Here is a 24,803-nt window from a genome sequence, read left to right on the forward strand (position 1 = left end):
TTGCCATGAACAGCTTACGTTATTTCGATTTCGGATCCTCTCGTTCTCTCCTGCTTTTAATTGCCCGCATTGCTATCGTGGTCCTGTTTATTATTTTCGGTTATCCCAAGCTAACAGGGTTTAGCGGCACCGTTCAGTACATGACGTCGCTCGGCGCCCCCATGCCCATGCTGGCCGCGATTATTGCGGTGGTAATGGAAATCCCCGCCGCGATTCTGATCGTTCTGGGCTTTTTTACCCGCCCCCTCGCGGTGATCTTTGTCTTCTATACGCTGGGAACGGCGGTGATTGGACACCACTACTGGGAAATGACGGGCGATGCGGTCCTGCCAAATATGATTAACTTCTATAAAAATGTGAGTATCGCTGGCGCCTTTATTTTGCTGGCGATAACCGGGCCGGGGGCCATCTCCCTCGACCGACGTTAGCCCATAAAAAAAGGCCGCATGAGCGGCCTTTTTCAGTTCTGAAACGCAGAGAATTATGCGTACACCGGGAAGCGTGCGCAGATGTCCAGAACTTTACCTTTAACTCGCTCGATAACCGCGTCGTCATTGATGTTGTCCAGAACGTCACACATCCAGCCCGCCAGCTCTTTCACTTCCGCTTCTTTAAAGCCACGGCGAGTTACGGCCGGAGAACCGATACGGATACCGGAAGTCACGAACGGGCTCTTCGGATCGTTTGGCACGCTGTTTTTGTTCACGGTGATGTTGGCGCGGCCGAGGGCTGCGTCAGCTTCTTTACCGGTCAGGTTCTTGTCGACAAGATCCAGCAGGAACAGGTGGTTTTCAGTCCCGCCGGACACCACTTTGTAACCACGGTTCAGGAACACTTCCACCATCGCTTTGGCGTTTTTAGCAACCTGCTGCTGATAAACCTTGAACTCTGGCTCCATCGCTTCTTTCAGCGCGACGGCTTTCGCGGCGATAACGTGCATCAGCGGGCCGCCCTGGGCGCTTGGGAACACGGCGGAGTTCAGCTTTTTGTACAGCTCTTCGTCACCGCCTTTCGCCAGGATCAGGCCACCGCGTGGACCCGCCAGGGTTTTGTGGGTGGTGGTGGTCACAACGTGCGCATGTGGAACCGGGTTCGGGTAAACGCCAGCGGCAATCAGACCGGCAACGTGCGCCATGTCGACGAACAGGTACGCGCCGATGCTGTCAGCGATTTCACGCATTTTTGCCCAGTCAACGATGCCGGAGTAAGCAGAGAAGCCACCGATGATCATCTTCGGCTTGTGCTCTTTGGCCTGCTTCGCCATGTCTTCGTAGTCAATTTTACCGGACTCATCAATACCGTAAGGGATGATGTTGTACAGTTTGCCAGAGAAGTTAACCGGAGAGCCGTGAGTCAGGTGGCCGCCCTGCGCCAGGTTCATACCCAGAACGGTATCGCCCGGCTGCAACAGCGCGGTGTAAACAGCGAAGTTAGCCTGAGAGCCAGAGTGCGGCTGGACGTTCGCATAGTCAGCGCCAAAGAGTTCTTTCGCACGGTCAATCGCCAGCTGCTCAACGATATCAACGTATTCGCAACCGCCGTAGTAGCGCTTGCCCGGGTAACCTTCAGCATATTTGTTGGTCAGCTGAGAACCCTGCGCCTGCATCACGCGCGGGCTGGTGTAGTTTTCGGAGGCGATCAGTTCGATGTGCTCTTCCTGACGTACTTTTTCCTGCTCCATAGCCTGCCACAGTTCGGCATCATAATCGGCAATGTTCATTTCACGCTTTAACATCCGCATCTCCTGACTCAGCTAACAAGTAAATTTTTGGCCTGAAAAGGCAGTCCTGTTGGACGACGGGCAACAGTATAACTGAATAGTTCTGCGATAACAGGTCTTGACAAACGATTTTACGCAAACGTTTACCTCCACGCCACGCAAGGGTTTGAGCAATAAAGCTCTCGCCATTTTCAACGGATTTCTTTTCAGCTTTGTGATGCATATTTTTCACGATGCAAAGAACCATTTACATTGCAGGGGTATTTTTATAAGATGCATATAAAATACATCATTAAAGTAACATCAGAAGGAAGCTGCTATGCTCGACGCCCAAACCATCGCTACCGTGAAGGCCACAATCCCCCTGCTGGTTGAAACGGGTCCTAAACTGACCGCTCATTTCTACGATCGCATGTTCGCGCATAACCCGGAGCTCAAAGAGATTTTCAACATGAGCAACCAGCGTAACGGCGATCAGCGCGAAGCGCTGTTTAACGCTATTGCCGCCTATGCCAGCAACATCGAAAACCTGCCGGCTCTGCTGCCTGCGGTGGAAAAAATCGCGCAGAAGCACACCAGCTTCCAGATCAAACCTGAGCAGTACAACATCGTGGGCAGTCACCTGCTGGCAACCCTGGACGAAATGTTCAGCCCGGGCCAGGAAGTGCTGGATGCCTGGGGTAAGGCATACGGCGTGCTGGCAAACGTGTTCATCAACCGTGAAGCGCAGATCTACAGCGAAAACGCCAGCAAGAATGGCGGCTGGGAAGGCACGCGTGCTTTCCGCATCGTTGAGAAAACCCCGCGCAGCGCACTGATCACCAGCTTTGAGTTTGAGCCGGTAGACGGCCAGCCAGTTGCCGATTACCAGCCGGGGCAGTATCTGGGCGTCTGGCTGAAGCCTGAAGGCTTCCCGCACCAGGAGATTCGCCAGTACTCCCTGACCCGCAAGCCAGACGGCAAAGGCTATCGCATTGCGGTTAAACGTGAGGAAGGCGGTCAGGTATCCAGCTGGCTGCATAACGTCGCCAGCGTGGGTGATATCGTTCATCTGGCCGCGCCAGCGGGTGATTTCTTTATGGCGGTGGAATCGGGTACCCCGGTGACGCTGATTTCCGCAGGTGTTGGTCAAACGCCAATGCTGGCGATGCTGGATACGCTGGCAAAATCAAACCACAGCGCGCAGGTTAACTGGTTCCACGCGGCCGAAAACGGTGATGTGCACGCCTTTGCAGATGAAGTGAAAGCGCTCGGAGCGGGTCTGCCACACTTTACCGCGCATACCTGGTATCGTTTACCCACGGAAGCTGACCGCGCAGCGGCACGTTTTGACAGCGAAGGCCTGATGAATTTAGGGCAGCACGAAGGGGCGTTTAGCGCACCGGGGATGCAGTTCTACGTGTGTGGGCCGGTAGCGTTTATGCAGTATGCCGCGAAGCAGCTGGTAGACCTGGGCGTGAACAAAGACAACATTCATTACGAATGTTTCGGCCCGCATAAAGTGCTGTAATCGCCCGGCGGCGCTGCGCTTGCACGGACCTGCGAAGGGTTCTGTAGGCCGGGTAAGCGCAGCGCCACCCGGCAAGAATGTTAAATCGCCGCGTCGTCTTCTTCGCCGGTACGGATACGGATCACGCGCGCCACGTCAAAGACGAAGATTTTTCCGTCGCCAATTTTACCGGTCTGCGCCGTGCGGATGATGGTATCCACACAGGTATCGACGATATCATCGCTCACCACGATCTCGATTTTCACTTTCGGCAGAAAGTCCACCATGTACTCTGCGCCACGGTATAGCTCGGTGTGGCCCTTCTGACGACCAAAACCTTTCACTTCAGTTACGGTCATCCCGGTGATGCCTACTTCTGCCAGCGCTTCACGTACATCATCCAGTTTGAAAGGTTTAATAATCGCATCAATTTTTTTCATGGTGGGTCCTTAAACTCTTGCCAGTAAGCAGCCTCGTAATCGGTTGCTCACAGTATCATATTCAGGCGAATTTTGCGGTATTACTCTTTAAAATCGTTCGCTTCCAGCTCGTGGCGTGAGAGCAATTTATAGAACTCGGTACGGTTACGCCCGGCCATGCGCGCCGCGTGGGTCACGTTGCCTTTGGTGATTTGCAGCAGCTTGCGCAGATAGTTCAGCTCGAACTGATTTCGCGCTTCCGCAAACGTCGGTAAGGCCGTGTTTTCCCCCTCGAGCGCCTGCTCCACCAGCGCATCGCTGATCACCGGCGATGACGTCAGCGCCACGCACTGCTCAATCACGTTCACCAGCTGGCGTACGTTACCCGGCCAGCTTGCGGTCATCAGGCGTTTCATCGCATCGGTGGAGAACGCGCGCACAAACGGTTTGTGGCGGTCAGCGGCCTGGCGCAAAAGGTGATTTGCCAGCAGCGGGATATCTTCCGCACGCTCGGCCAGCGCCGGGATTTTCAGGTTGACGACATTCAGTCGATAGTAGAGATCTTCGCGGAACTCGTTGCGCGCCATCACCTTGGGTAAATCACGGTGGGTGGCGGAAATAATACGCACGTTGATATCGATATCGCGGTTGCTGCCGAGCGGACGTACTTTCCGCTCCTGCAACACGCGCAGCAATTTGACCTGCAGCGGCGCGGGCATATCGCCAATTTCATCAAGGAACAGCGTGCCCCCCTCAGCCGCCTGGAACAGCCCTTCACGGCTGCTCACCGCGCCGGTAAAGGCGCCGCGGGCATGGCCGAAGAGCTCTGATTCGAGCAGCTGTTCCGGCAACGCGCCACAGTTAATGGCAATAAAAGCATTTTTACTGCGCGGGCTGGCGTTGTGGATCGCCTGGGCGAGGATCTCTTTCCCGGTCCCGCTCTGACCGTTGATCAGCACGCTAACGTCGGATTGCGCCACCATCCGCGCCTGTTCCAGCAGGCGCAGCATCACAGGGCTACGCGTCACGATGGATTCACGCCAGGCGTCGTCGCCGGATGGCGCTGCGTGCTCAAGGGCGCTGTCGATCGCTTTATAGAGGGCGTCTTTATCCACCGGTTTGGTGAGGAAGCTGAATACCCCCTGCTGCGTCGCGGCCACCGCATCAGGAATAGATCCGTGAGCGGTGAGGATAATAACCGGCATCCCGGGCTGCTGCTTCTGGATCTCCGTGAACAGTTGCAGGCCATCCATTTCATCCATGCGCAAATCGCTGATCACCAGATCGATTTTCTCACGGCTGAGCACCTTCAGCCCCTCCTGCCCGCTTTCAGCGGTGACCACGCTGTAGCCTTCGCTGACCAGACGCATCCCCAGCAGCTTTAACAGCCCGGGATCGTCATCCACCAGTAACAGATGGGCAGGTTTACGGCTTGTCATGGCTTCACATCCTCTTGTTTCGGCGTCTCACTGTCTGGCGTCGTGGCAGAGTTGCCTTTCGACCCATCAGGCAGATAGCTGCCTGCCGGCTTACGCGTCGAGAGCTGTCTTTCGATATCGGTCAGATTTTCGAGCTTGCGGGTGGTGGTTTCCAGCTGCTCGCGCAGCGACTCCTGCTGCTGGCGAAGCGCATCAAGCTCGCTGTCGCTTGACTGCTGCAATTTGCTGTAGCGGAAACGCTCTTCAGACAGCTGTAATTGCAGGGTTTGTCCGTCCCGCCAGAGCTGATAGACCGGGCGCACCTGCGGGGGAATATTGATCACGTAAGTATCCAGCCGCGTCACGTTGGCGCGGCGTTCGACAGGCGTGATTCTGGCATCCGCCATCACGATCCCGCGTTTAAATGCGTCCTGCCAGGTATCGTCCACCAGCATCGCCGCCTGGGCACGGGCCTCGGCGGGCGCCAGCCGCTGGGCGCAGTCTATTCCGCGCAGCCAGAACAGCGGATTGGATTCAACATCACGCCCCGACAGGCTCCAGATATCATCGCAACGTGTCGAAAGGAAATCAGCCAGCTGTTTTTGCGGCCATTTATCTTCCTGTTTGTGGCTAATTGCACTTTTCGGTGCATGGGTTACACAGCCTGCCAGCAGTAAGCAGGGCAGGCTGAGGCGCACATTTTTGCTGGAAAACACCGCGCGCAGTGCGCGGTAAAAGACGTGTGACATACTCACCAGGTTGTTATTCATTTCATTGATTTTTCCGGCTCAAGAGGCAGTTCGATACGAAAACAGACATCGGCGCGTTCATCACTCACGATGTTAAGCTCACCCTGCATGCGTCGTATGCAGTCGCGGGCAATACTCAGCCCCAGACCACTTCCTTTTACCGCACCTTTTCGCTGATGACTCCCCTGGAAGAAGGGTTCAAAGATCATCGTTTTTTCATCATCCGGAATCGGGCTTCCGGTATTCGCTACGTCAATAAATACCCGCGAACCGTTGTTATTGCTTCTGATATAAATGGTACCGGATTCAGTACCATAGTGCACCGCATTGGAATAAAGATTATCCAGTACGCTCATTAACAGCATCGGTTCTGCAAGACAGGCTGGCGCGTTGAGTTCCACCTGGGTATGCATCATTTTAGCTCTTGCTGGCAGGCTATGGGCGGAGATCACCATGTCCACCAGCGGTTCAATCTCAACGCTTTCAAGCACCACAGCACCATCCGCCAGCTTGCGGTTATAGTCCAGCAGTTGTTCAATAAGCTTTTGTAAATTGCGGCTGCTGGCATCCAGAATCGCCACGATCTCTTTTTGCTCAGGGGTTAACGGCCCCGCCACTTCGTCGGCCAGCAGTTCCGTACCTTCACGCATGCTGGCCAGCGGCGTTTTGAGTTCGTGTGAGATATGGCGCAGGAACTGGTGGCGCTGCGATTCCAGCCACGCCAGGCGCTCTGAAAGCCAGATGATGCGTTGACCGACCGAGCGCAGCTCGCGCGGGCCTTTAAAAACGACCGTATCCCCGAGAGATTTACCCTCCCCCAGGCGGTTAATCATCCGCTGGATCCCCTTCACGGGGCCGATGATCATGCGGGTAAAGAGCAGCACCAGCCCCAGGCTGACGAGGAACAGCACCAGCGCCTGCCAGCCGAAGAACTGGCCGCGCTCGGCAATCTCCTGCTGGAGCTGCTGACCACGGGAAAAGATAACCGTACGGGTGGACTGAACCATCTCCGTATTGGCGTTCGCGAAGGCTTCAAGTCGGGCGGCGGCGGCGGCATCAGGACCGCTGTTTTTGCACTGGAGCTGCGCCAGATCGTTCAGATCCTGACGCAGCGCCTGATAGAGTTTGTCATCTGGCAGCACCCCGGCGTGGGCGTCCAGCATTTCGCTGTAGCGTTTACGCTGGTTCTGATAGACCCTCTCCAGCGTGCGATCGTCAAGCACGCAGTACTGGCGATAGCTACGCTCCATCTCAAGCGCGGCGTTGGTCATCGCCTCGCTACGGCGAGCATCAATAAGCGTGGTGCGGTTAGTCAGGGCCGCCTGTGCACTTAACGCGTTCAGGCTTTGCCAGGCCTGCCAGGCCAGAACCAGCAAAGGTAGCAGGATCAGCAGGAAGGCCATCATAACGAGCTGTCGCAGGGAGCGAGGGAAAGCGGGCCAGCGTTTCAACACATTACTCTCTTCATCCGGGTTTGAGGAGAGCGTAACTGAGTCTGCCCTTCAGATACAACAAAGCCGGGTAAAAACCCGGCTTTGTCATGGAATAAGGCGGTGCCTAACTCGACGTTTCGCCCTGGCCTGATAAAGCATTGCAATAATCAGTAGTTGGACGGCAGGCACCTTTTTGTGCGTCATTCGAAGTTTATGTAGCACGTCCCGAAGGGGCTGACATAAGAAGGTGAATGAGCCACTGGTTACTATTATGCAACACGCGTGCCAGATTGCAAAAATTAACGCTATCCTTATGATTAGTAATATTTTTATTATCAAAACGTATTGATTGTTACGTGAATGATTTTCAGGCTAAGTGTCGCTATTAAGCAACACCTTAACGGGAACCTGTCCTGCCGCATATAAATCAACAGGTTAAATGTCTCCTTTTGGAGACACTCAGACCAGAGAATTGTCGCGTTTTTGCGACAGAGACAAAAAAGCCCGGTGGCGCTCGCGCTTACCGGGCCTACAGTCAGGGCGTAGAAACTTAACCTAGTTGTTTACGTGCGTTGCGGAAAATGCGCATCCACGGGCTGTCCTCGCCCCAGTTTTCCGGGTGCCAGGAGTTGCTCACGGTACGGAAGACACGCTCCGGGTGCGGCATCATAATCGTCACCCGACCACTTTCGCTGGTGACCGCGGTAATGCCATTTGCCGAACCGTTCGGGTTAGCCGGATAGGTTTCGGTGACCTTGCCAAAGTTATCAACAAAGCGCAGCGCCACCAGTCCTTTGCTTTCAAGCTGAGCCAGGTGCGCCGCATCACGGACTTCAACCTGACCTTCACCGTGCGAAACCGCGATTGGCATCTGCGAACCGACCATCCCCTGCAACAGCAGAGACGGGCTTTGGGTTACTTCTACCAGGCTGAAGCGCGCTTCAAAGCGGTCAGACTGGTTACGCACAAAGCGCGGCCAGGCTTCGCTGCCCGGGATCAGCTCGCGCAGGTTAGACATCATCTGACAGCCGTTACACACGCCCAGCGCCAGCGTCTGCGGACGATGGAAGAAGGTTTCGAACTCGTCACGCACGCGGCTGTTGAACAGGATGGACTTCGCCCAGCCCTCGCCCGCACCCAGCACGTCACCGTAGGAGAACCCCCCGCAGGCAACCAGCGCCTGGAAATCATCCAGCCCGGTACGCCCGGCCAGCAGGTCGCTCATGTGGACGTCGATGGCGTCAAAGCCCGCGCGGTGGAAGGCGGCCGCCATCTCAACGTGGGAGTTAACGCCCTGCTCGCGCAGCACGGCCACTTTTGGACGCGCACCGGTCGCAATGTACGGCGCGGCGATGTCTTCGTTGATGTCGAAGGAGAGCTTCACGTTCAGGCCAGGATCGTTGTCGTTCGCCTTCGCGTTGTGTTCCTGATCGGCGCATTCCGGATTGTCACGCAGGCGCTGCATCTGCCAGGTGGTTTCCGCCCACCACATACGCAGCGTGGTGCGGCTTTCGCTGAACACCGCGTGGCCGTCGGCTTCAATCACGAAACGGTCGCCCTGCACCGCTTTACCGAGATAGTGTACGCAGTCTGCCAGACCGTGCTGCGCCAGAATCGCTTCCACCGCGTCGCGATCTGCGGCGCGTACCTGAATGACGGCACCCAGCTCTTCGTTAAACAGCGCCGCCAGGCGGTCTTCGCCAAGCGTTGCAATGTTTGCTTCAACGCCGCAGTGACCGGTGAAGGCCATCTCTGCCAGCGTCACCAGCAGGCCGCCATCGGAACGATCATGGTAGGCAAGCAGCTTACGCTGCGCCACCAGCGCCTGAATTGCGTCGTAGAAGCCTTTCAACTGTGCGACGTCCCGCACGTCGGCTGGCTTTTCGCCGAGCTGGCGGTAAACCTGCGCCAGCGCGGTGGCGCCGAGCGCATTGTGGCCTTTGCCGAGGTCAATCAGCAGCAGGGCGTTATCTTCGGTCGCCAGCTGCGGCGTAACGGTATGACGCACGTCTTCCACGCGCGCAAACGCGGTGATCACCAGCGACAGCGGAGAGGTCATCTCGCGCTGCTCGTTACCTTCCTGCCAGCGGGTTTTCATCGACATGGAGTCTTTACCCACCGGAATGGTCAGGCCGAGCGCAGGACACAGCTCTTCACCCACCGCTTTCACCGCTTCGTACAGGCCGGCATCTTCGCCAGGGTGACCGGCAGCAGCCATCCAGTTCGCGGAAAGTTTGATACGTTTGATATCGCCAATCTGCGTCGCGGCGATGTTGGTCAGCGCTTCACCGACCGCCAGACGGGCAGAAGCGGCGAAGTCCAGCAGAGCCACCGGGGTGCGTTCACCCAGCGCCATCGCTTCGCCGTAGTAGCTGTCGAGGCTCGCGGTGGTCACGGCGCAGTTAGCGACCGGGATCTGCCACGGGCCGACCATCTGATCGCGTGACACCATACCGGTCACGGTACGGTCGCCGATGGTGACCAGGAAGGTTTTCTCCGCCACCGCAGGCAGGTGCAGCACGCGGTTAACCGCTTCCGCCACAATAATGCCCTGACGATCCAGCGCTTTACCCGCCGCTTTGCGGGTTGTAACGTCGCGGGTCATCTTCGGCGTTTTGCCGAGAAGCACGTCGAGCGGCAGATCGATCGGCTGGTTGTCGAAATGGGTATCACTGAGAGTCAGGTGCTGCTCTTCGGTAGCTTCACCGATGACGGCATACGGCGCGCGCTCGCGGCGGCACAGCTCGTCAAACAGCGGCAGCTGATCGGCAGCAACCGCCAGCACGTAGCGCTCCTGGGATTCGTTACACCAGATTTCCAGCGGGCTCATGCCTGGCTCATCGCTCAGGATATCGCGCAGGTTGAAGCGCCCGCCGCGACCGCCGTCGCTCACCAGCTCAGGCATGGCGTTAGAGAGCCCACCCGCGCCCACGTCGTGGATGAACAGAATCGGGTTAGCATCGCCCAGCTGCCAGCAGCGGTCGATCACTTCCTGGCAGCGACGCTCCATCTCAGGGTTGTCACGCTGCACGGAGGCGAAATCGAGATCCGCATCAGACTGGCCGGAGGCCATAGAAGAGGCCGCACCGCCGCCCAGACCGATGTTCATCGCCGGGCCGCCGAGCACGATCAGCTTCGCGCCGACGACGATCTCGCCTTTCTGCACGTGATCGGCACGGATGTTGCCGATCCCGCCCGCCAGCATGATCGGTTTGTGGTAGCCGCGCAGCTCTTCGCCGTTGTGGCTGTCCACTTTCTCTTCATAGGTACGGAAGTAACCGTTCAGCGCCGGACGACCAAATTCGTTGTTAAACGCCGCGCCGCCCAGCGGGCCTTCGGTCATGATATCCAGCGCGGTCACGATGCGCTCTGGCTTGCCGAAATCTTCTTCCCACGGCTGTTCAAAGCCCGGGATACGCAGGTTGGAGACGGAGAAACCGACCAGACCCGCTTTTGGTTTCGCGCCGCGACCGGTCGCACCTTCGTCACGGATTTCACCGCCGGAGCCGGTCGCCGCACCCGGCCACGGAGAGATGGCCGTCGGGTGGTTGTGGGTTTCCACTTTCATCAGGATATGCGCAGGCTCCTGGTGGAAGTCATAGCGCCCTGCTTCGCGGTCGGCGAAGAAGCGGCCCACCTCGGAACCTTCCATCACCGCGGCGTTGTCTTTATAGGCAGACAGCACGTGGTCAGGGGTTTGCTCCATGGTGTTTTTGATCATTTTGAACAGCGACTTCGGCTGCTGTTCGCCGTCGATAATCCAGTCGGCGTTGAAAATTTTGTGGCGGCAGTGCTCGGAGTTGGCCTGCGCGAACATATACAGTTCGATGTCGTTCGGGTTGCGATTCAGCTTAACGAATGCATCCTGAAGGTAGTCGATTTCATCATCTGCGAGTGCCAGACCAAGACGCAGGTTTGCGTCGATCAGCGCCTGACGCCCCTGCCCCAGCAGATCCACGCTCTGTACCGGCGCAGGCTGATGGTGGGAGAACAGTTTCTGCGCATCATCCAGAGAGTCAAACACGCTCTCCATCATGCGGTCGTGCAGCTCCGCTGTGACGGCCTGCCACTGCGCGTCGCTCAGGGTTGACGCTTCCACATAGTACGCCACGCCGCGCTCCAGACGGTTAATCTGGCTCAGGCCGCAGTTGTGAGCGATGTCGGTGGCTTTGGAAGACCAGGGGGAGATGGTGCCAGGACGTGGCGTGGCGAGGATTAATTTGCCGGTCGGCGTATGGCTGCTCAGGCTTGGGCCATATTTAAGCAGACGTTCCAGCTGTACGCGCTCCTCTGCATTCAGGGGGGCATTCAGGTCAGCAAAATGGACATACTCAGCGTAAATATTGCTTACCGGAAGGTCGGCCGCCTGAAAACGTGCCAGCAGTTTATTAATACGGAAGGCAGACAGTGCAGGCGAACCACGCAGAATTTCCATCATAAGTCTCTCGTCTTCGAAGCGCCGGGGCGCTTACAGTGTGCGCAAGGGGGGAAAACGGGCGTCATTATAGAGAATCCTGAGCGCCGACGAAACCGTTTGCGTCGAAATAAAATCATCCTTTTTGTTTAACAATAGATGTGACCTGTCTCTCTAATTGGTTGCCAACTGGCGCTACTTTGCGCAAAATGCCGCTCAATCAATGGCAAACTCTACTCTTAACATGACTACAGCACACTGAGGCAACCGGCGTCGCAGAGAATTAACTAATTGAAAAAATTAAAGATTAATTATCTGCTCATCGGCATTGTTACGTTGCTGCTGGCAGTGGCCCTCTGGCCGTCTATCCCCTGGTTCGGCAAAGCCGAAAACCGTATCGCCGCCATTCAGGAGCGGGGGGAGTTGCGCGTCAGTACCCTCTCCTCTCCGCTTATATACGACGATATCAACGGTAAAACCATTGGTCTTGATTACGAACTGGCACAGCTGTTTGCGGACTATCTGGGCGTGAAGCTGAAAGTCACCGTGCGGCAGAACATCAACCAGCTGTTTGATGATTTAGACCATGACCGTGCCGATATTCTCGCCGCAGGTCTGGTGTACAACAGCGAACGCAGCAAAAATTATCAGCCGGGCCCGACCTATTACTCTGTGTCGCAGCAGGTGGTTTATCGTGTGGGTAGCTTGCGCCCGCGCTCACTGGCCGACATTACCGACCAGCAATTGACCATTGCGCCGGGCCATGTGGTGATTGACGATCTGCGGGCGTTGAAAGAGAAAAAATACCCGAACCTCAGCTGGACGGTCGATCCTAAACTCGGCACTACCGAATTGCTGGAGCAGGTAAAAGATAAAAAGCTGGCCTATACCATTGCTGATTCGGTGGCGATCAGCCTTTTCCAGCGCGTTCATCCTGAAATCGCCGTGGCGCTGGATGTGACCGATGAACAGCCGGTAACCTGGTTTACCCAGTTAGACGACGATCAAACCGTCTCTGCGGCTATGCTCGATTTCTTTAATTCCATCAATGAAGACGGCACCCTGGCGCGTCTGGAAGAGAAATATCTCGGTCACGGTGACGATTTTGATTACGTTGACACCCGCTCCTTCCTGCGCGCGGTGGATAGCGTGCTGCCGGACCTGCAACCGCTGTTCGAGAAGTACGCTCAGGAGATTGACTGGAAGTTACTGGCGGCAATTTCCTACCAGGAATCGCACTGGGATGCTCAGGCCACCTCCCCCACGGGCGTGCGCGGGTTGATGATGCTGACCAAAAATACCGCGCAGAGCCTCGGCATTAGCGATCGAACCGATGCGGAACAGAGCATCAGCGGCGGCGCGCAATATTTACAGGATATGATGGCGAAAGTGCCGGAGACGGTCCCTGAAGGGGAGCGGATCTGGTTTGCGCTGGCCGCCTATAACATGGGTTATGCCCATATGCTCGACGCGCGGACGCTGACGGCAAAAACCAAAGGTAACCCGGACAGCTGGTCAGATGTAAAACAGCGCCTGCCGCTGCTTAGCCAGAAACAGTGGTACCAGAAGCTGACGTACGGCTATGCGCGCGGGCATGAAGCGTATGCCTACGTGGAAAATATTCGTAAGTATCAGATAAGCCTGGTGGGATATCTGCTGGAGAAAGAAAAAGAGGCGGCCGAGGCGCAACAGCTGGCTGAAAGCTATCCGGTGGTCGCACCGGACGAGCTTAATCACCCTGCGGTTTCAATTCTGCCTTTTGTTGCTTTTTCTGCAGCCGACGCATTCGAAAAAAGTCACTTAACAGACCCGAACATTCTGGTGCAAGTACCCCACCGATAGTTTTCACCTGGTGGTTCATCCCCGGATGCCCAAGCACGTCCATCAGTGAACCAGCAGCGCCCGTTTTTTCATCCCGCGCGCCAAACACCAGCGTACCGATTCGGCTATGCACCATCGCCCCGGAGCACATCACGCACGGTTCAAGGGTGACGTACAGGGTGGTATCAAGCAGACGATAGTTTTGCAGCACCAGCCCGCCCTGACGCAGCGCCATAATTTCAGCATGCGCGGTAGGATCGTGACGGCCAATCGGACGGTTCCACCCTTCACCAATTACCTGATTGTTATGGACCAGCACCGCGCCCACGGGAACTTCGCCCTCTTCCCAGGCGCGCTGAGCCAGCGCCAGCGCGTGGCGCATCCAGTATTCATGATTGTGTTCAGGGTTGGACAAGGGCTGATACTCCAGTCGAAAAGCGGGCGGCATTATACACAGCCGGTACAGATAAGACTATTCGAGTTGCTGAAGTTCGCCCAGAGGCGTGACGCGCCAGCGGTGCTGGCAAAAATAGAGCAGCGGGTTGTCCTGCTTGCTGTCGCTGTAGCCGCTGTACAGACGCAGCGGCGTACCGATGCGTTTCTCCAGCTGCACCACTTTTTCATGTCCGAGGCAACGCAGGGTAAGCACCCAGCCGCCGTAGCCGCGCGCGATCTGCGTGGCGATAAGGTTTACGCGCGGCAGCCAGGGCGTATCAAAATAGACCTGCTCCACCAGCGTCTGCGGGGAGCCGGTAATCAGCCAGATATCGGCATCATTGGCGTCGAGATAGCTGGTCAGGCGCGCCTGGACCACGGGAAACGCGGCGACGTGCCCGCGAAACCAGTGGGCAAAATCCTGCTCAAGCTGCTTAAGACGCGCTTCGCTATGACCAAACGTGCATCCCCAGAGCAGCAGGCTCATCGGCCAGCGCGCTGAACGGCCTTTCACCATTAGCGCGATGCCAATAACGGGTAACAGGGGCAATACCAGCAACGCGTTAAGGGGCTGGCGCCGCAGCAGATAGCGCATAAAGGTGCCGAACATATCCTGCTGATGCAGCGTTCCATCCAGATCAAAAAAGACAACGCGACGCTCGTGATTTGCCAAACCTTACTCCTCTGGGTCGTTGAATCCTAATAGCCAGGTAAACAGGAACCCGGCGATCACCGCTACCAGATAGCCTAACAGATAGAGCATCACTTTTCCGGTCACGATGGTTAATGCCAGCGGTAAACCGGAAATCCCGAAGGTGATAACGGTCGCCACTTTCCAGTAGCTAATCAACGCCCCGCCCACCGCGCCACCGAGACAGGCGGCCAGGAACGGCTTGCCCAGCGGCAGCGTAACGCCGAAAATCAGCGGCTCGCCGATACCGAGCAACCCGACCGGCAACGCCCCTTTAATGACCTTTTTCAGACGCGCGTTGCGGGTTTTCATCAGCACCGCGATGGCCGCGCCGACCTGCCCAACGCCCGCCATCGACAGAATCGGCAGCAGGGCGTTATAGCCGTGCGCCTGTACCAGTTCGACGTGAATCGGCACTAGCCCCTGATGCAGACCGGTCAGCACTAACGGCAGGAAGGTTCCGGACAGCACAGCCCCCACCAATAACCCACCGCGATCGATAGCCAGAGACGCGCCGTGGGCGATGGCTTCAGAGATGGCCCCGCCTAACGGTTGCAGCGCCACAATCGCCACGCTCCCGGTAATCAATGTGGTCAGCAGCGGGTTGAGGATCAGCTCAATCGAGCCTGGCAGCACCGCGCGCAGCTTTTTCTCGATCCAGCACATCAGAATGACCACCAGCAGCACGGCAATCACCCCGCCGCGGCCAGGCTGAAGCGCCTCGCCAAACAGCGTAATCTGCGCCAGCTGCGGGCTGGAGAGGATACCCGCCATAACGCCGCCCATCGCCAGCGAGCCGCCAAACACTTTGGCCGTGTTCACCCCCACCAGAATGTTCATGATGGCAAACACCGCGCTGCCGAAAATCGCCAGAATACCCAGCAGGTTCGGATACTGCGTGGCAAAATCCCCGACAATATCCGGACGCTTAAGAATATTGATAATCCCGGTGATCAGCCCCGACGCGATAAACGCCGGGATCAGCGGAATAAAGACGTTAGCCAGTTGGCGCAGCGCATCGCTCATAGGGGCTTTGTATTTGGCTTTCGCCTGCGCTTTAGTGCGTTCCGCATCGTCAAAGGCGGGAGCCGTTTCACCGCCCGTCATCAGGGCGCGCATGGCATCTACCACCTGCGCCGCTTTGCCCGGACCGACAATCAACTGGTGCTGTTGCCCCTGCTTAACGTACCCGCTCACGCCGGGAAGCTGCTTAAGGCGCGTCAAATCAAGCTGTTCGTCGTTATGCACCTCGACGCGAACACGCGTCATACAGTTCTCAAGACGCTGAATATTTTTTTCCCCACCGATCCCGAGCAGGATGTCGTTGGCGAGCGCTGCTGTTTTGTCCATACACGCCTCTTATTGGTGTTCTAATGCCGCCCGTAAAAACCCGTGATGGGCTTCGAGTCTGGCTCTGGCCGCGGCTGCATCCAGCCCGGTTAATATCATCAGAATGGCGGGTTTTACATCGTGATCGGTCTGCTGAAGCACCTTTTCCGCCTCTTCACGACTGGCACCTGTCGCTTCCATCACCATGCGACACGCTCTGTCCACCAGCTTGATGTTAGTGGCCTGCATATCCACCATCAGGTTTTGGTAGACCTTGCCAAATTTCACCATCGCGCCGGTGGAGATCATATTGAGCACCAGCTTCTGCGCGGTACCCGACTTCAGCCGTGTGGAGCCGGTGAGCGCTTCCGGCCCGACGACCGGAGAGATGGCAATGGCGGCCACCTGCGCAATCGGCGAGCCCGGGTTACAGGAGATGGCCACTGTGGTGCACCCGGTCTGTCTGGCATATTCCAGTCCACCAATGACGTACGGCGTACGACCAGAAGCCGCCAGCCCGACCACCAGATCCTGCGCGGTCAGGTTTAGCGCCCTGAGATCATCTTCCCCAAGCTGTTTATTGTCTTCTGCCCCTTCTACCGCTTTCAGCAGCGCGCCGGGGCCACCGGCAATCAGGCCAACGACCAGCCCGTGCGGAACGCCAAAAGTCGGCGGACATTCTGAGGCATCCAGCACCCCGAGGCGCCCGCTGGTTCCCGCTCCCATATAAATAATGCGTCCTCCTGCTTTGAGAGCGTCGGCAGCGGCGTCTACGGCTTTTGCTACCTCAGGCAATGTCTCTTTGACTGCCAGCGCGACGAGGGTATCCTGTTGATTAAAGCGGTTTACCAGCTCCAGCGTGGACAGTGCATCAAGATCCATGGTTTGCGGGTTACGCGTTTCAGAAACAAGAGAGCCAAGATTCATGTTATTTACCTCTGGAATTTTTAATTCATAATAAACGCACTATAATGGAATATAAAATTCATTCAGGCGAGCAAAATTCGTATTTGCGCGGGTAATCACATTTTCGCCAGGAGACCGTATGAACTGTTTAATTCGTATTCGTCAGCGCTACGCAGGGTTTGCCCAGAGTGATAAAAAGCTGGCGGATTTTTTACTTTCTCAGCCCGATCGCGCGCGACACCTCAGCTCCCAGCAGCTGGCAGGCGAAGCCGGGGTGAGCCAGTCGAGCGTGGTGAAATTCGCCCAGAAAATAGGCTATAAGGGCTTTCCGGCGCTAAAGCTGGCGATCAGTGAAGCACTGGTGAGCAACCCGAATCCGCAGTCAATGCCGGTGCATAACCAGATCCGTGGCGACGATCCGATGCGTCTGGTGGGCGAAAAGCTGATCAAGGAGAACGTGGCGGCAATGCATGCCACGCTGGATGTGAACACAGAAGAGAAACTGCTGGAAAGCGTAGCCATGCTTCGCGACGCGCGGCGTATTGTGTTGACCGGGATCGGCGCCTCCGGACTGGTTGCGCGTAACTTTGGCTGGAAGCTGACAAAAATCGGCTATAACGCCATCGTTGAACAGGATATGCACGCGCTGCTGGCGACCGTGCAGGCCATGGATCCTGACGATTTACTGCTGGCCATCTCCTATTCTGGCGAGCGACGTGAAATTAATATGGCCACTGACGAAGCCCTGCGCGTAGGGGGAAAAATTCTGGCGATTACCGGATTTAGCCCGAATGCGCTCCAGCAACGGGCAACCCGCTGCCTGTATACCATTGCCGAGGAACAGGCCACTCGCAGCGCGGCGATTTCGTCGACGAGTGCGCAGATGATGCTGACGGACCTGCTGTTTATGGCGCTGGTTCAGCAGGATCTGGAGCGTGCGCCAGAACGTATTCGGCACAGCGAAGAGCTGGTAAAAAAACTGGTTTGAACAACGAATGAGCGTATAATGCCCGCCCTGTTTGTGATGTTTCTGAGAATTTCCTGATGGCGCTGTTAATCACCAAAAAATGCATCAACTGCGATATGTGCGAACCCGAATGCCCGAACCAGGCGATTTCGATGGGCGACAGCATTTATGAGATTAACAGCGACCGCTGCACCGAATGCATCGGCCACTATGAAACGCCGACCTGCCAGAAGGTGTGCCCAATTCCCAATACGATCTTAAAAGATCCGGCACACGTCGAGAATGAAGAACAGTTGTGGGATAAGTTTGTCCTGATGCACCATGCGGACAAAATTTAACTCTCAATAATCACCGTCGCACAGGCATAGTGGCGTTCATCTGCAAGCGTTACGTGCATGTGCGCCACGCCCAGCTTTTCCGCCAGCTTAAGCGCCTCGCCCCATAAACGCAGACGTGGCTTACCCAGCTCATCGTTAAACACTTCAAACTGGTTGAACGCCAGGCCGTTACGAATGCCCGTGCCGAACGCTTTCGCCGCCGCCTCTTTTACCGCGAAGCGCTTTGCCAGAAAGCGCACCGGCTGTTGATGCGCCTCCCAGATAGCCCATTCGTTATCGCTCAGCACGCGTCTTGCGAGGCGATCGCCGCTGCGGGCGATCACCGCTTCAATGCGGGCTATTTCGACGATGTCGGTGCCTAAGCCCAGAATAGCCATTACTGACGCGCTTCCAGCATCAGGCGCTTCATCTCGGACACCGCCTCTTTCAGGCCACTCATCACCGCACGACCAATAATGGCGTGGCCAATGTTCAGCTCATGCATTTCCGGCAGGGCAGCAATGGCTTTTACGTTGTGATAGGTCAGGCCGTGTCCGGCGTTCACCTTCAGTCCCAGGCTCGCGGCGTAGGTTGCCGCTTTGGCGATTCGCTCCAGCTCTTTCGCCTGCGCTGCGTCGTTTTCGGCATCGGCATAGCAGCCGGTGTGAATTTCAATATACGGCGCACCCACGTCGGCAGCGGCTTTAATCTGGGTGAAATCGGCGTCGATAAATAAAGATACCAGGATACCGGCATCCGCCAGGCGTTTGCAGGCATCGCGCATTTTGTCGAGCTGCCCGGCCACATCGAGACCGCCTTCGGTGGTCACTTCCTGACGCTTTTCCGGCACCAGGCAGCAGAAATGCGGTTTAGTCTCGCAGGCAATCGCCAGCATCTCTTCTGTCACCGCCATCTCCAGGTTCATGCGGGTATCCAGCGTCTGACGCAGGATGCGCACATCGCGGTCAGTGATGTGGCGACGATCTTCACGCAGGTGGACGGTAATGCCGTCGGCGCCAGCCTGCTCAGCGATAAATGCCGCCTGAACCGGATCGGGATACGCGGTACCGCGTGCATTACGTAACGTGGCGATGTGATCGATATTGACGCCTAACAGTAATTCAGCCATGACAATCCTCGGTATTTTTGGTCATTTACCTTCTCCCTCTCCCTCCGGGAGAGGGCTGGGGTGAGGGGTAAAACATTAGCGTTTCGGCATAAACTGCCTGAATAATTCGCGGCTCTTTAAAGGTTTGCCCCCAAGATACGGCTTGAGCGCGATTCGGGTAAAGCGTTTTGCCGCACGCAGGGTGTCGGCGTCCGGGAACTCGCGTTCATACAGTGCCCGGAGCTGGCGCCCGGTAAAAGTGCTGTTATCGACGACGACACTGGCAATAAAGCCCTTTTCCTCACGATAGCGATAGGTCATGGTGTCTTCTACCTCGTCTCCGCTTCCCGCACAGTGCAGAAAATCAACGCCGTAACCAAGGTGCCCCAGCAGCGCCAGTTCGAAACGACGCAGCACAGGCTCAGGGGTGCCGGTTGCGCCAGCAAGTGCCTGAATACAGTGCAGGTAATCAAAGAAAAGTTCAGAGAAGCGGGTCTCATGTTCAAGAACCCGTGAAATGAGTTCGTTGACATACAAACCGCTGTAGAGCGTGATACCAGAAAGAGGAAGCGCCAGGGAGACGGCTTCAGCACTGCGCAGGGTTTTGACTTCCCCTCGCCCGCCAAAGCGGACCAGCAGCGGGGTGAAAGGCTGCAAGGCACCTTTCAGATTAGAACGTCTGGAACGTGCGCCTTTGGCAACAAGGCGCACGCGACCGGACTCTTCCGTGAAGACGTCCAGCATCAGGCTGGTTTCGCTCCAGGGACGACTATGCAGGACAAAGGCGCGCTGCCATCCATCCATATGCTCGTCGTCTTAGGTTACTGATCTTCGCCGTAACCGAGGCTGCGCAGCGCACGCTCATCATCGGCCCAGCCAGATTTCACTTTCACCCACAGTTCCAGGTGAACCGGTGCTTCAAACATGTCCATCATGTCTTTACGGGCTTCGATTCCGATAGTTTTGATCTTGGCACCTTTATTGCCGATCACCATCTTCTTCTGACCTTCACGCTCAACGAGGATCAGACCGTTAATATCGTAGCCGCCACGCTCGTTGCTCTGGAAACGCTCGATCTCCACCGTTACAGAGTACGGCAGTTCAGCGCCCAGGAAACGCATCAGCTTCTCACGGATGATTTCAGACGCCATAAAACGCTGAGAGCGATCGGTGATGTAGTCTTCCGGGAAGTGATGAGTCGCTTCCGGCAGATGTTTACGCACGATGCCCGCGATGGTATCGACGTTCAGACCCGTTTCCGCAGACAGCGGGACGATGTCCAGGAAGTTCATCTGGCTGCCCAGCCATTGCAGATGCGGCAGCAGATCGGCTTTTTCCTGCACGTTGTCCACTTTATTGACCGCGAGGATCACCGGCGTTTTGCCGTCACGCAGCTTGTTCAGGACCATTTCGTCGTCCGGCGTCCAGCGGGTGCCTTCCACAACGAAAATCACCAGCTCTACGTCGCCAATGGAGCTGCTCGCCGCCTTGTTCATCAGACGGTTGATGGCACGCTTCTCTTCCATGTGCAGGCCCGGGGTATCGACGTAGATCGCCTGATACGCGCCTTCAGTATGGATACCGACGATGCGGTGACGCGTGGTCTGCGCCTTACGCGAGGTAATGGAAATCTTCTGTCCAAGCAGATTATTCAACAGGGTGGATTTACCAACGTTCGGACGTCCGACGATGGCAATAAATCCGCAATACGTTTTTTCTTCGCTCATTCCAGCTCCAGCATTTTTAACGCCTGTTCGGCGGCAGCCTGTTCAGCCTTACGACGGCTTGAACCCGTGCCGACCACCGGTTCACTCAGGCCACTGACCTGGCAATGGATGGTAAATTCCTGATCGTGCGCTTCGCCACGTACCTGCACCACCAGATAGGATGGCAGCGGGAGGTGACGACCCTGCAAATATTCTTGCAGACGCGTTTTCGGATCTTTTTGTTTATCGCCCGGACTGATTTCGTCCAGACGGGTCTGATACCAGTTCAGGATCATCTTTTCTACGGTCTGGATATCGCTGTCCAGGAACACGCCACCGATTAATGCCTCGACCGTATCGGCAAGAATGGATTCACGACGGAACCCACCACTTTTCAGCTCACCCGGCCCCAGACGCAGACACTCACCCAGCTCGAACTCGCGTGCGATTTCAGCGAGCGTGTTGCCGCGCACCAGCGTGGCACGCATGCGGCTCATATCACCTTCGTCCACACGCGGAAAACGATGATAAAGCGCATTTGCAATCACGAAACTTAAAATAGAGTCGCCTAAAAACTCGAGACGCTCATTATGTTTGCTGCTGGCACTGCGATGGGTTAATGCCTGTTGCAACAACTCCTGATGATGAAAAGTGTAGCCCAGCTTCCGTTGAAGCCGATTAATTACGATGGGGTTCATGCGATACCAATAAATGAATGCGTCAAAAATGCAGCACACGAAACCGACCTGAGAAAACCAACGCGGTTTCGTGTGCCGTGGCACCCTTGCAGGGCCAACCTTAAACTTCGGGGGAATATTCTATACGCAACGACAGGGGATGTCGTTAGTTCAAAGAGATTTATCGCTGAAATAATTCACGTAGCGGCGAATAAAAGCCGCTACGTGTTATTTTTGACGAAAATTAATGAATTCCGCCAATACGATTCAGGCGAACGCCGGTCGGCCACTCGCCTTCCTGCTTCTCGAAACTCATCCAGATAGCGGTTGCTTTACCGACCAGATTCGCTTCCGGCACAAAGCCCCAGTAACGGCTGTCCGCAGAGTTATCGCGGTTGTCACCCATCATGAAGTAGTGTCCCGGCGGCACAATCCAGGTCGCCAGCTGCTGGCCTGGCTGCTGGTAGTACATTGCCAGCTGGTCCTGTGCGATTGGCACGGTCAGAATGCGGTGAGTGACATCGCCCAGCGTCTCTTTGCGTTCAACCAGACGAATACCGTTCTCTTTGGTTTCACCTTTTGGCACCTGGAAGAATCCGCTGGTCGCTTCACCGCCATTACGGCGGGCGAAGGTCTGCACAAAATCACCTGGCTCAACGTTGGAGTAAGTGACTGGCAGCGCATTTTCACATGCAGTTCCAGAGCTACAGCCTGGCTGAATCCTCACTTCCTTCGCTATCGGATCGTAGGTTACTTTATCGCCCGGCAGACCTACCGCGCGTTTAATATAATCCAGCCGTGGATCTTCCGGATATTTAAACACCACGATGTCGCCACGTTTCGGATGACCCGTTTCGATCAGCGTTTTCTGGTAGATCGGATCTTTGATGCCATAGGCAAACTTCTCAACCAGAATGAAATCACCGATCAGCAGCGTTGGCATCATCGATCCTGACGGGATCTGGAACGGTTCATAGATAAATGAACGCACCACCAGCACAATCACCAGCACCGGGAAGACCGATGCCCCTGTTTCCAGCCAGCCCGGTTTTGGGCCGACTTTTTTCAAGGTTTTCGCGTCCAGCGTATCGCCCGTGGCTGCCTGCGCGGCAGCCTGACGTTCACGGCGTTTTGGGGCGAAGATAAACTTATCCAGGCACCATAACAGACCTGTTACCAGGGTAGCGATGACCAGGATCAGGGCAAACATGTTCGCCATGCCAACTCCTTAAGGTTATTTACCGTTTCCGTCTTTACCAACATGAAGGATGGCAAGGAATGCTTCCTGCGGCAGCTCAACGTTACCGACCTGCTTCATACGCTTCTTACCTTCTTTCTGCTTCTGCAACAGCTTTTTCTTACGGCTGACGTCGCCGCCGTAGCACTTAGCCAGAACGTTTTTACGCAGCTGCTTCACGGTTGAACGGGCAATGATGTGGTTACCAATGGCCGCCTGAATCGCAATGTCAAACTGCTGACGCGGGATCAGCTCTTTCATCTTCTCAACCAGCTCACGACCACGGTACGGTGCGTTATCGTTGTGGGTGATCAGCGCCAGGGCATCAACTCGCTCGCCGTTGATCAGCACGTCCACGCGAACCATGTTCGAGGCCTGGAAGCGTTTGAAGTTGTAGTCCAGTGACGCATAGCCACGGGAGGTAGACTTCAGACGGTCGAAGAAGTCGAGCACCACTTCCGCCATCGGAATTTCATAGGTCAGCGCCACCTGGTTACCGTGGTACACCATGTTGGTCTGCACGCCACGCTTCTCAATACACAGGGTGATCACGTTGCCGAGGAACTCCTGCGGCAGCAGCATGTGACACTCTGCGATAGGCTCGCGCAGTTCCTGAATATTATTCAGCGGCGGGAGCTTGGAAGGGCTGTCGACGTAGATCACCTCTTTCGACGTGGTTTCTACTTCGTAGACAACCGTCGGGGCGGTGGTGATCAGATCCAGATCGTATTCACGCTCCAGACGTTCCTGAATGATCTCCATGTGCAGCAGACCGAGGAAGCCACAGCGGAAGCCGAAGCCCAGCGCCGTTGAGCTTTCTGGCTCATAGAACAGGGAAGCATCGTTGAGGCTCAGCTTTCCGAGCGCATCGCGGAAGTTTTCGTAATCGTCGGAGCTGACCGGGAACAGACCCGCATAAACCTGCGGTTTCACCTTTTTGAAGCCTGGCAGCGCTTTATCTGCCGGGTTACGTGCGCCGGTCAGGGTATCGCCCACTGGCGCGCCGAGGATGTCTTTAATTGCACAGACCAGCCAACCCACTTCGCCGCATTTCAGTTCGGTACGGTCAACCTGTTTTGGCGTGAAGATGCCGAGGCGGTCAGCGTTGTAGACCTGCCCGGTGCTCATGACCTTGATTTTGTCGCCTTTACGCATGGTGCCGTTTTTAATACGCACCAGCGAGACAACGCCCAGGTAGTTATCAAACCAGGAGTCGATGATCAGGGCCTGGAGCGGCGCATCCGGGTCACCTTCCGGCGGCGGAATGTCACGCACCAGACGTTCCAGTACATCCGGAACACCTACGCCGGTTTTTGCCGAGCAGCGCACTGCATCGGTCGCATCGATACCGACGATGTCTTCAATTTCTTCCGCTACGCGCTCAGGATCGGCGGCTGGCAGGTCGATTTTATTCAGAACCGGCACCACTTCGAGATCCATTTCCATGGCGGTATAGCAGTTTGCCAGCGTCTGGGCCTCTACGCCCTGCCCGGCATCCACCACCAGCAGCGCGCCTTCGCAGGCCGCCAGCGAGCGTGACACTTCATAAGAGAAGTCAACGTGCCCTGGGGTGTCGATAAAGTTCAGCTGGTAGGTTTCACCATCGGAAGCCTTATAGTCGAGCGTCACGCTCTGGGCTTTAATGGTAATACCGCGTTCGCGTTCCAGGTCCATGGAGTCCAGAACCTGGGCTGCCATTTCACGATCAGACAGGCCACCGCAAATCTGGATAATACGGTCAGACAGCGTCGACTTACCGTGGTCAATGTGAGCAATGATCGAAAAGTTACGTATGTTCTTCATATAGTTAAATAATTATGCCTTACGAATTCCTGGAGGCCGCTGTTCTTAGCCTGACGTTTTTCAGTGCGAAAACGCAGCATTCTACACTACAACCTCGTCTGCTGGAAATGCACTTAGAGTCAGGTATAGCGCGAAGAGACGGCGTTTACTTTATTGCGATGTAA

General features: G+C 56.1%; 22 protein-coding genes. 5 read left to right on the top strand and 17 right to left on the bottom strand.

Going from position 1 to position 24,803, the window contains the following annotated elements:
• Positions 1 to 5 precede the first annotated feature (5 nt).
• The gene (locus tag HWQ15_RS02170) at positions 6 to 428 is read left to right on the top strand and encodes a DoxX family protein (RefSeq protein WP_022649025.1); all 423 of its coding nucleotides are present in this window, start codon (positions 6 to 8) and stop codon (positions 426 to 428) included.
• Between the two features lie 53 nt (positions 429 to 481).
• Here HWQ15_RS02170 and glyA read toward each other — a convergent pair whose 3' ends face one another.
• The gene (gene glyA / locus HWQ15_RS02175) at positions 482 to 1,735 is read right to left on the bottom strand and encodes a serine hydroxymethyltransferase (RefSeq protein ID WP_003860678.1); all 1,254 of its coding nucleotides are present in this window, start codon (positions 1,733 to 1,735) and stop codon (positions 482 to 484) included.
• 304 nt (positions 1,736 to 2,039) lie between these two features.
• On the opposite strand from glyA, the gene hmpA reads away from it, so the two are divergent.
• Positions 2,040 to 3,230, top strand: a complete 1,191-nt coding sequence (gene hmpA / locus HWQ15_RS02180) for an NO-inducible flavohemoprotein (RefSeq protein ID WP_032623756.1) — start codon at positions 2,040 to 2,042, stop codon at positions 3,228 to 3,230.
• Positions 3,231 to 3,310: 80 nt separating this feature from the next.
• Here the strand turns inward: hmpA and glnB are convergent, their stop codons facing one another.
• The 5 genes from glnB to purL all read right to left on the bottom strand — a co-directional run bounded on the left by glnB (position 3,311) and on the right by purL (position 11,666).
• The gene (gene glnB / locus HWQ15_RS02185; protein ID WP_003860685.1) at positions 3,311 to 3,649 is read right to left on the bottom strand and encodes a nitrogen regulatory protein P-II; all 339 of its coding nucleotides are present in this window, start codon (positions 3,647 to 3,649) and stop codon (positions 3,311 to 3,313) included.
• Positions 3,650 to 3,729: 80 nt separating this feature from the next.
• Entirely contained in the window at positions 3,730 to 5,067 is a 1,338-nt protein-coding gene (glrR, locus tag HWQ15_RS02190) for a two-component system response regulator GlrR (protein WP_015572150.1), read from the bottom strand.
• Entirely contained in the window at positions 5,064 to 5,816 is a 753-nt protein-coding gene (gene qseG, locus HWQ15_RS02195; protein ID WP_032623754.1) for a two-component system QseEF-associated lipoprotein QseG, read from the bottom strand. The genes glrR and qseG overlap by 4 nt, the downstream gene beginning before the upstream one ends.
• Positions 5,813 to 7,246 carry a two component system sensor histidine kinase QseE/GlrK gene (gene qseE, locus HWQ15_RS02200; protein WP_032622390.1) on the bottom strand — a complete coding sequence of 478 codons (1,434 nt, stop codon included), beginning with the start codon at positions 7,244 to 7,246 and terminating at the stop codon, positions 5,813 to 5,815. The genes qseG and qseE overlap by 4 nt, the downstream gene beginning before the upstream one ends.
• 532 nt (positions 7,247 to 7,778) lie before the next feature.
• On the bottom strand, positions 7,779 to 11,666 hold the full coding sequence (gene purL / locus HWQ15_RS02205; RefSeq protein ID WP_063149209.1) for a phosphoribosylformylglycinamidine synthase: 3,888 nt from the start codon (positions 11,664 to 11,666) through the stop codon (positions 7,779 to 7,781).
• Positions 11,667 to 11,933: 267 nt separating this feature from the next.
• Here purL and mltF point away from each other — a divergent pair, with 267 nt between their 5' ends.
• Positions 11,934 to 13,484: a membrane-bound lytic murein transglycosylase MltF gene (gene mltF / locus HWQ15_RS02210; protein WP_023300728.1), complete on the top strand. Its 1,551-nt coding sequence runs from the start codon at positions 11,934 to 11,936 to the stop codon at positions 13,482 to 13,484.
• On the opposite strand, the gene tadA is transcribed toward mltF, so the two are convergent.
• From tadA to murQ, 4 genes are read right to left on the bottom strand one after another with little or no spacing between them, the layout of a single operon-like run.
• Entirely contained in the window at positions 13,372 to 13,911 is a 540-nt protein-coding gene (gene tadA, locus HWQ15_RS02215) for a tRNA adenosine(34) deaminase TadA (RefSeq protein ID WP_023300729.1), read from the bottom strand. The two genes, mltF and tadA, sit on opposite strands and share 113 nt — an antisense overlap.
• A gap of 24 nt (positions 13,912 to 13,935) precedes the next feature.
• A complete protein-coding gene (yfhb, locus tag HWQ15_RS02220) occupies positions 13,936 to 14,571 on the bottom strand; it encodes a phosphatidylglycerophosphatase C (protein WP_045621511.1) in 636 nt (211 codons plus the stop codon).
• A gap of 3 nt (positions 14,572 to 14,574) precedes the next feature.
• Entirely contained in the window at positions 14,575 to 15,939 is a 1,365-nt protein-coding gene (locus HWQ15_RS02225; RefSeq protein ID WP_046618955.1) for a PTS transporter subunit EIIC, read from the bottom strand.
• Positions 15,940 to 15,948: 9 nt separating this feature from the next.
• Positions 15,949 to 16,845, bottom strand: a complete 897-nt coding sequence (murQ, locus tag HWQ15_RS02230; RefSeq protein WP_023306721.1) for an N-acetylmuramic acid 6-phosphate etherase — start codon at positions 16,843 to 16,845, stop codon at positions 15,949 to 15,951.
• A gap of 118 nt (positions 16,846 to 16,963) precedes the next feature.
• Between murQ and HWQ15_RS02235 the strand changes: the two genes are divergently transcribed.
• A complete protein-coding gene (locus HWQ15_RS02235) occupies positions 16,964 to 17,812 on the top strand; it encodes a MurR/RpiR family transcriptional regulator (protein WP_023300733.1) in 849 nt (282 codons plus the stop codon).
• A gap of 56 nt (positions 17,813 to 17,868) precedes the next feature.
• Positions 17,869 to 18,129: a YfhL family 4Fe-4S dicluster ferredoxin gene (locus HWQ15_RS02240; RefSeq protein WP_023300734.1), complete on the top strand. Its 261-nt coding sequence runs from the start codon at positions 17,869 to 17,871 to the stop codon at positions 18,127 to 18,129.
• On the opposite strand, the gene acpS is transcribed toward HWQ15_RS02240, so the two are convergent.
• The 7 genes from acpS to lepA all read right to left on the bottom strand — a co-directional run bounded on the left by acpS (position 18,126) and on the right by lepA (position 24,639).
• Positions 18,126 to 18,506 carry a holo-ACP synthase gene (gene acpS / locus HWQ15_RS02245; RefSeq protein WP_015572144.1) on the bottom strand — a complete coding sequence of 127 codons (381 nt, stop codon included), beginning with the start codon at positions 18,504 to 18,506 and terminating at the stop codon, positions 18,126 to 18,128. The two genes, HWQ15_RS02240 and acpS, sit on opposite strands and share 4 nt — an antisense overlap.
• On the bottom strand, positions 18,506 to 19,237 hold the full coding sequence (gene pdxJ / locus HWQ15_RS02250) for a pyridoxine 5'-phosphate synthase (RefSeq protein ID WP_015572143.1): 732 nt from the start codon (positions 19,235 to 19,237) through the stop codon (positions 18,506 to 18,508). The genes acpS and pdxJ overlap by 1 nt, the downstream gene beginning before the upstream one ends.
• 75 nt (positions 19,238 to 19,312) lie before the next feature.
• Complete coding sequence (gene recO / locus HWQ15_RS02255) at positions 19,313 to 20,020, bottom strand: DNA repair protein RecO (protein WP_015572142.1); 708 nt, start codon at positions 20,018 to 20,020, stop codon at positions 19,313 to 19,315.
• A gap of 17 nt (positions 20,021 to 20,037) precedes the next feature.
• On the bottom strand, positions 20,038 to 20,943 hold the full coding sequence (gene era / locus HWQ15_RS02260) for a GTPase Era (RefSeq protein WP_022649038.1): 906 nt from the start codon (positions 20,941 to 20,943) through the stop codon (positions 20,038 to 20,040).
• Positions 20,940 to 21,620 carry a ribonuclease III gene (gene rnc, locus HWQ15_RS02265; RefSeq protein WP_023300736.1) on the bottom strand — a complete coding sequence of 227 codons (681 nt, stop codon included), beginning with the start codon at positions 21,618 to 21,620 and terminating at the stop codon, positions 20,940 to 20,942. Before rnc ends, era begins: the two co-directional genes overlap by 4 nt.
• A 223-nt stretch (positions 21,621 to 21,843) precedes the next feature.
• A complete protein-coding gene (gene lepB / locus HWQ15_RS02270) occupies positions 21,844 to 22,818 on the bottom strand; it encodes a signal peptidase I (RefSeq protein ID WP_063149208.1) in 975 nt (324 codons plus the stop codon).
• A gap of 15 nt (positions 22,819 to 22,833) precedes the next feature.
• On the bottom strand, positions 22,834 to 24,639 hold the full coding sequence (gene lepA / locus HWQ15_RS02275; RefSeq protein WP_022649041.1) for a translation elongation factor 4: 1,806 nt from the start codon (positions 24,637 to 24,639) through the stop codon (positions 22,834 to 22,836).
• Positions 24,640 to 24,803 lie beyond the last annotated feature (164 nt).

The sequence above is a fragment of the Enterobacter sp. DSM 30060 genome, from assembly GCF_013375955.1.
In the GTDB taxonomy this organism is placed as follows: domain Bacteria; phylum Pseudomonadota; class Gammaproteobacteria; order Enterobacterales; family Enterobacteriaceae; genus Enterobacter; species Enterobacter intestinihominis.

Excerpts from the sequence above, each read along its gene's own strand:
- HWQ15_RS02170 (WP_022649025.1), top strand. The coding sequence starts at position 6 with ATGAACAGCTTACGTTATTTCGATTTCGGATCCTCTCGTTCTCTCCTG.
- glyA (WP_003860678.1), bottom strand. The coding sequence starts at position 1,735 with ATGTTAAAGCGTGAAATGAACATTGCCGATTATGATGCCGAACTGTGG.
- hmpA (WP_032623756.1), top strand. The coding sequence starts at position 2,040 with ATGCTCGACGCCCAAACCATCGCTACCGTGAAGGCCACAATCCCCCTG.
- glnB (WP_003860685.1), bottom strand. The coding sequence starts at position 3,649 with ATGAAAAAAATTGATGCGATTATTAAACCTTTCAAACTGGATGATGTA.
- glrR (WP_015572150.1), bottom strand. The coding sequence starts at position 5,067 with ATGACAAGCCGTAAACCTGCCCATCTGTTACTGGTGGATGACGATCCC.
- qseG (WP_032623754.1), bottom strand. The coding sequence starts at position 5,816 with ATGAATAACAACCTGGTGAGTATGTCACACGTCTTTTACCGCGCACTG.
- purL (WP_063149209.1), bottom strand. The coding sequence starts at position 11,666 with ATGATGGAAATTCTGCGTGGTTCGCCTGCACTGTCTGCCTTCCGTATT.
- tadA (WP_023300729.1), bottom strand. The coding sequence starts at position 13,911 with ATGCCGCCCGCTTTTCGACTGGAGTATCAGCCCTTGTCCAACCCTGAA.
- HWQ15_RS02225 (WP_046618955.1), bottom strand. The coding sequence starts at position 15,939 with ATGGACAAAACAGCAGCGCTCGCCAACGACATCCTGCTCGGGATCGGT.
- murQ (WP_023306721.1), bottom strand. The coding sequence starts at position 16,845 with ATGAATCTTGGCTCTCTTGTTTCTGAAACGCGTAACCCGCAAACCATG.
- HWQ15_RS02235 (WP_023300733.1), top strand. The coding sequence starts at position 16,964 with ATGAACTGTTTAATTCGTATTCGTCAGCGCTACGCAGGGTTTGCCCAG.
- HWQ15_RS02240 (WP_023300734.1), top strand. The coding sequence starts at position 17,869 with ATGGCGCTGTTAATCACCAAAAAATGCATCAACTGCGATATGTGCGAA.
- acpS (WP_015572144.1), bottom strand. The coding sequence starts at position 18,506 with ATGGCTATTCTGGGCTTAGGCACCGACATCGTCGAAATAGCCCGCATT.
- pdxJ (WP_015572143.1), bottom strand. The coding sequence starts at position 19,237 with ATGGCTGAATTACTGTTAGGCGTCAATATCGATCACATCGCCACGTTA.
- recO (WP_015572142.1), bottom strand. The coding sequence starts at position 20,020 with ATGGATGGATGGCAGCGCGCCTTTGTCCTGCATAGTCGTCCCTGGAGC.
- era (WP_022649038.1), bottom strand. The coding sequence starts at position 20,943 with ATGAGCGAAGAAAAAACGTATTGCGGATTTATTGCCATCGTCGGACGT.
- rnc (WP_023300736.1), bottom strand. The coding sequence starts at position 21,620 with ATGAACCCCATCGTAATTAATCGGCTTCAACGGAAGCTGGGCTACACT.
- lepB (WP_063149208.1), bottom strand. The coding sequence starts at position 22,818 with ATGGCGAACATGTTTGCCCTGATCCTGGTCATCGCTACCCTGGTAACA.
- lepA (WP_022649041.1), bottom strand. The coding sequence starts at position 24,639 with ATGAAGAACATACGTAACTTTTCGATCATTGCTCACATTGACCACGGT.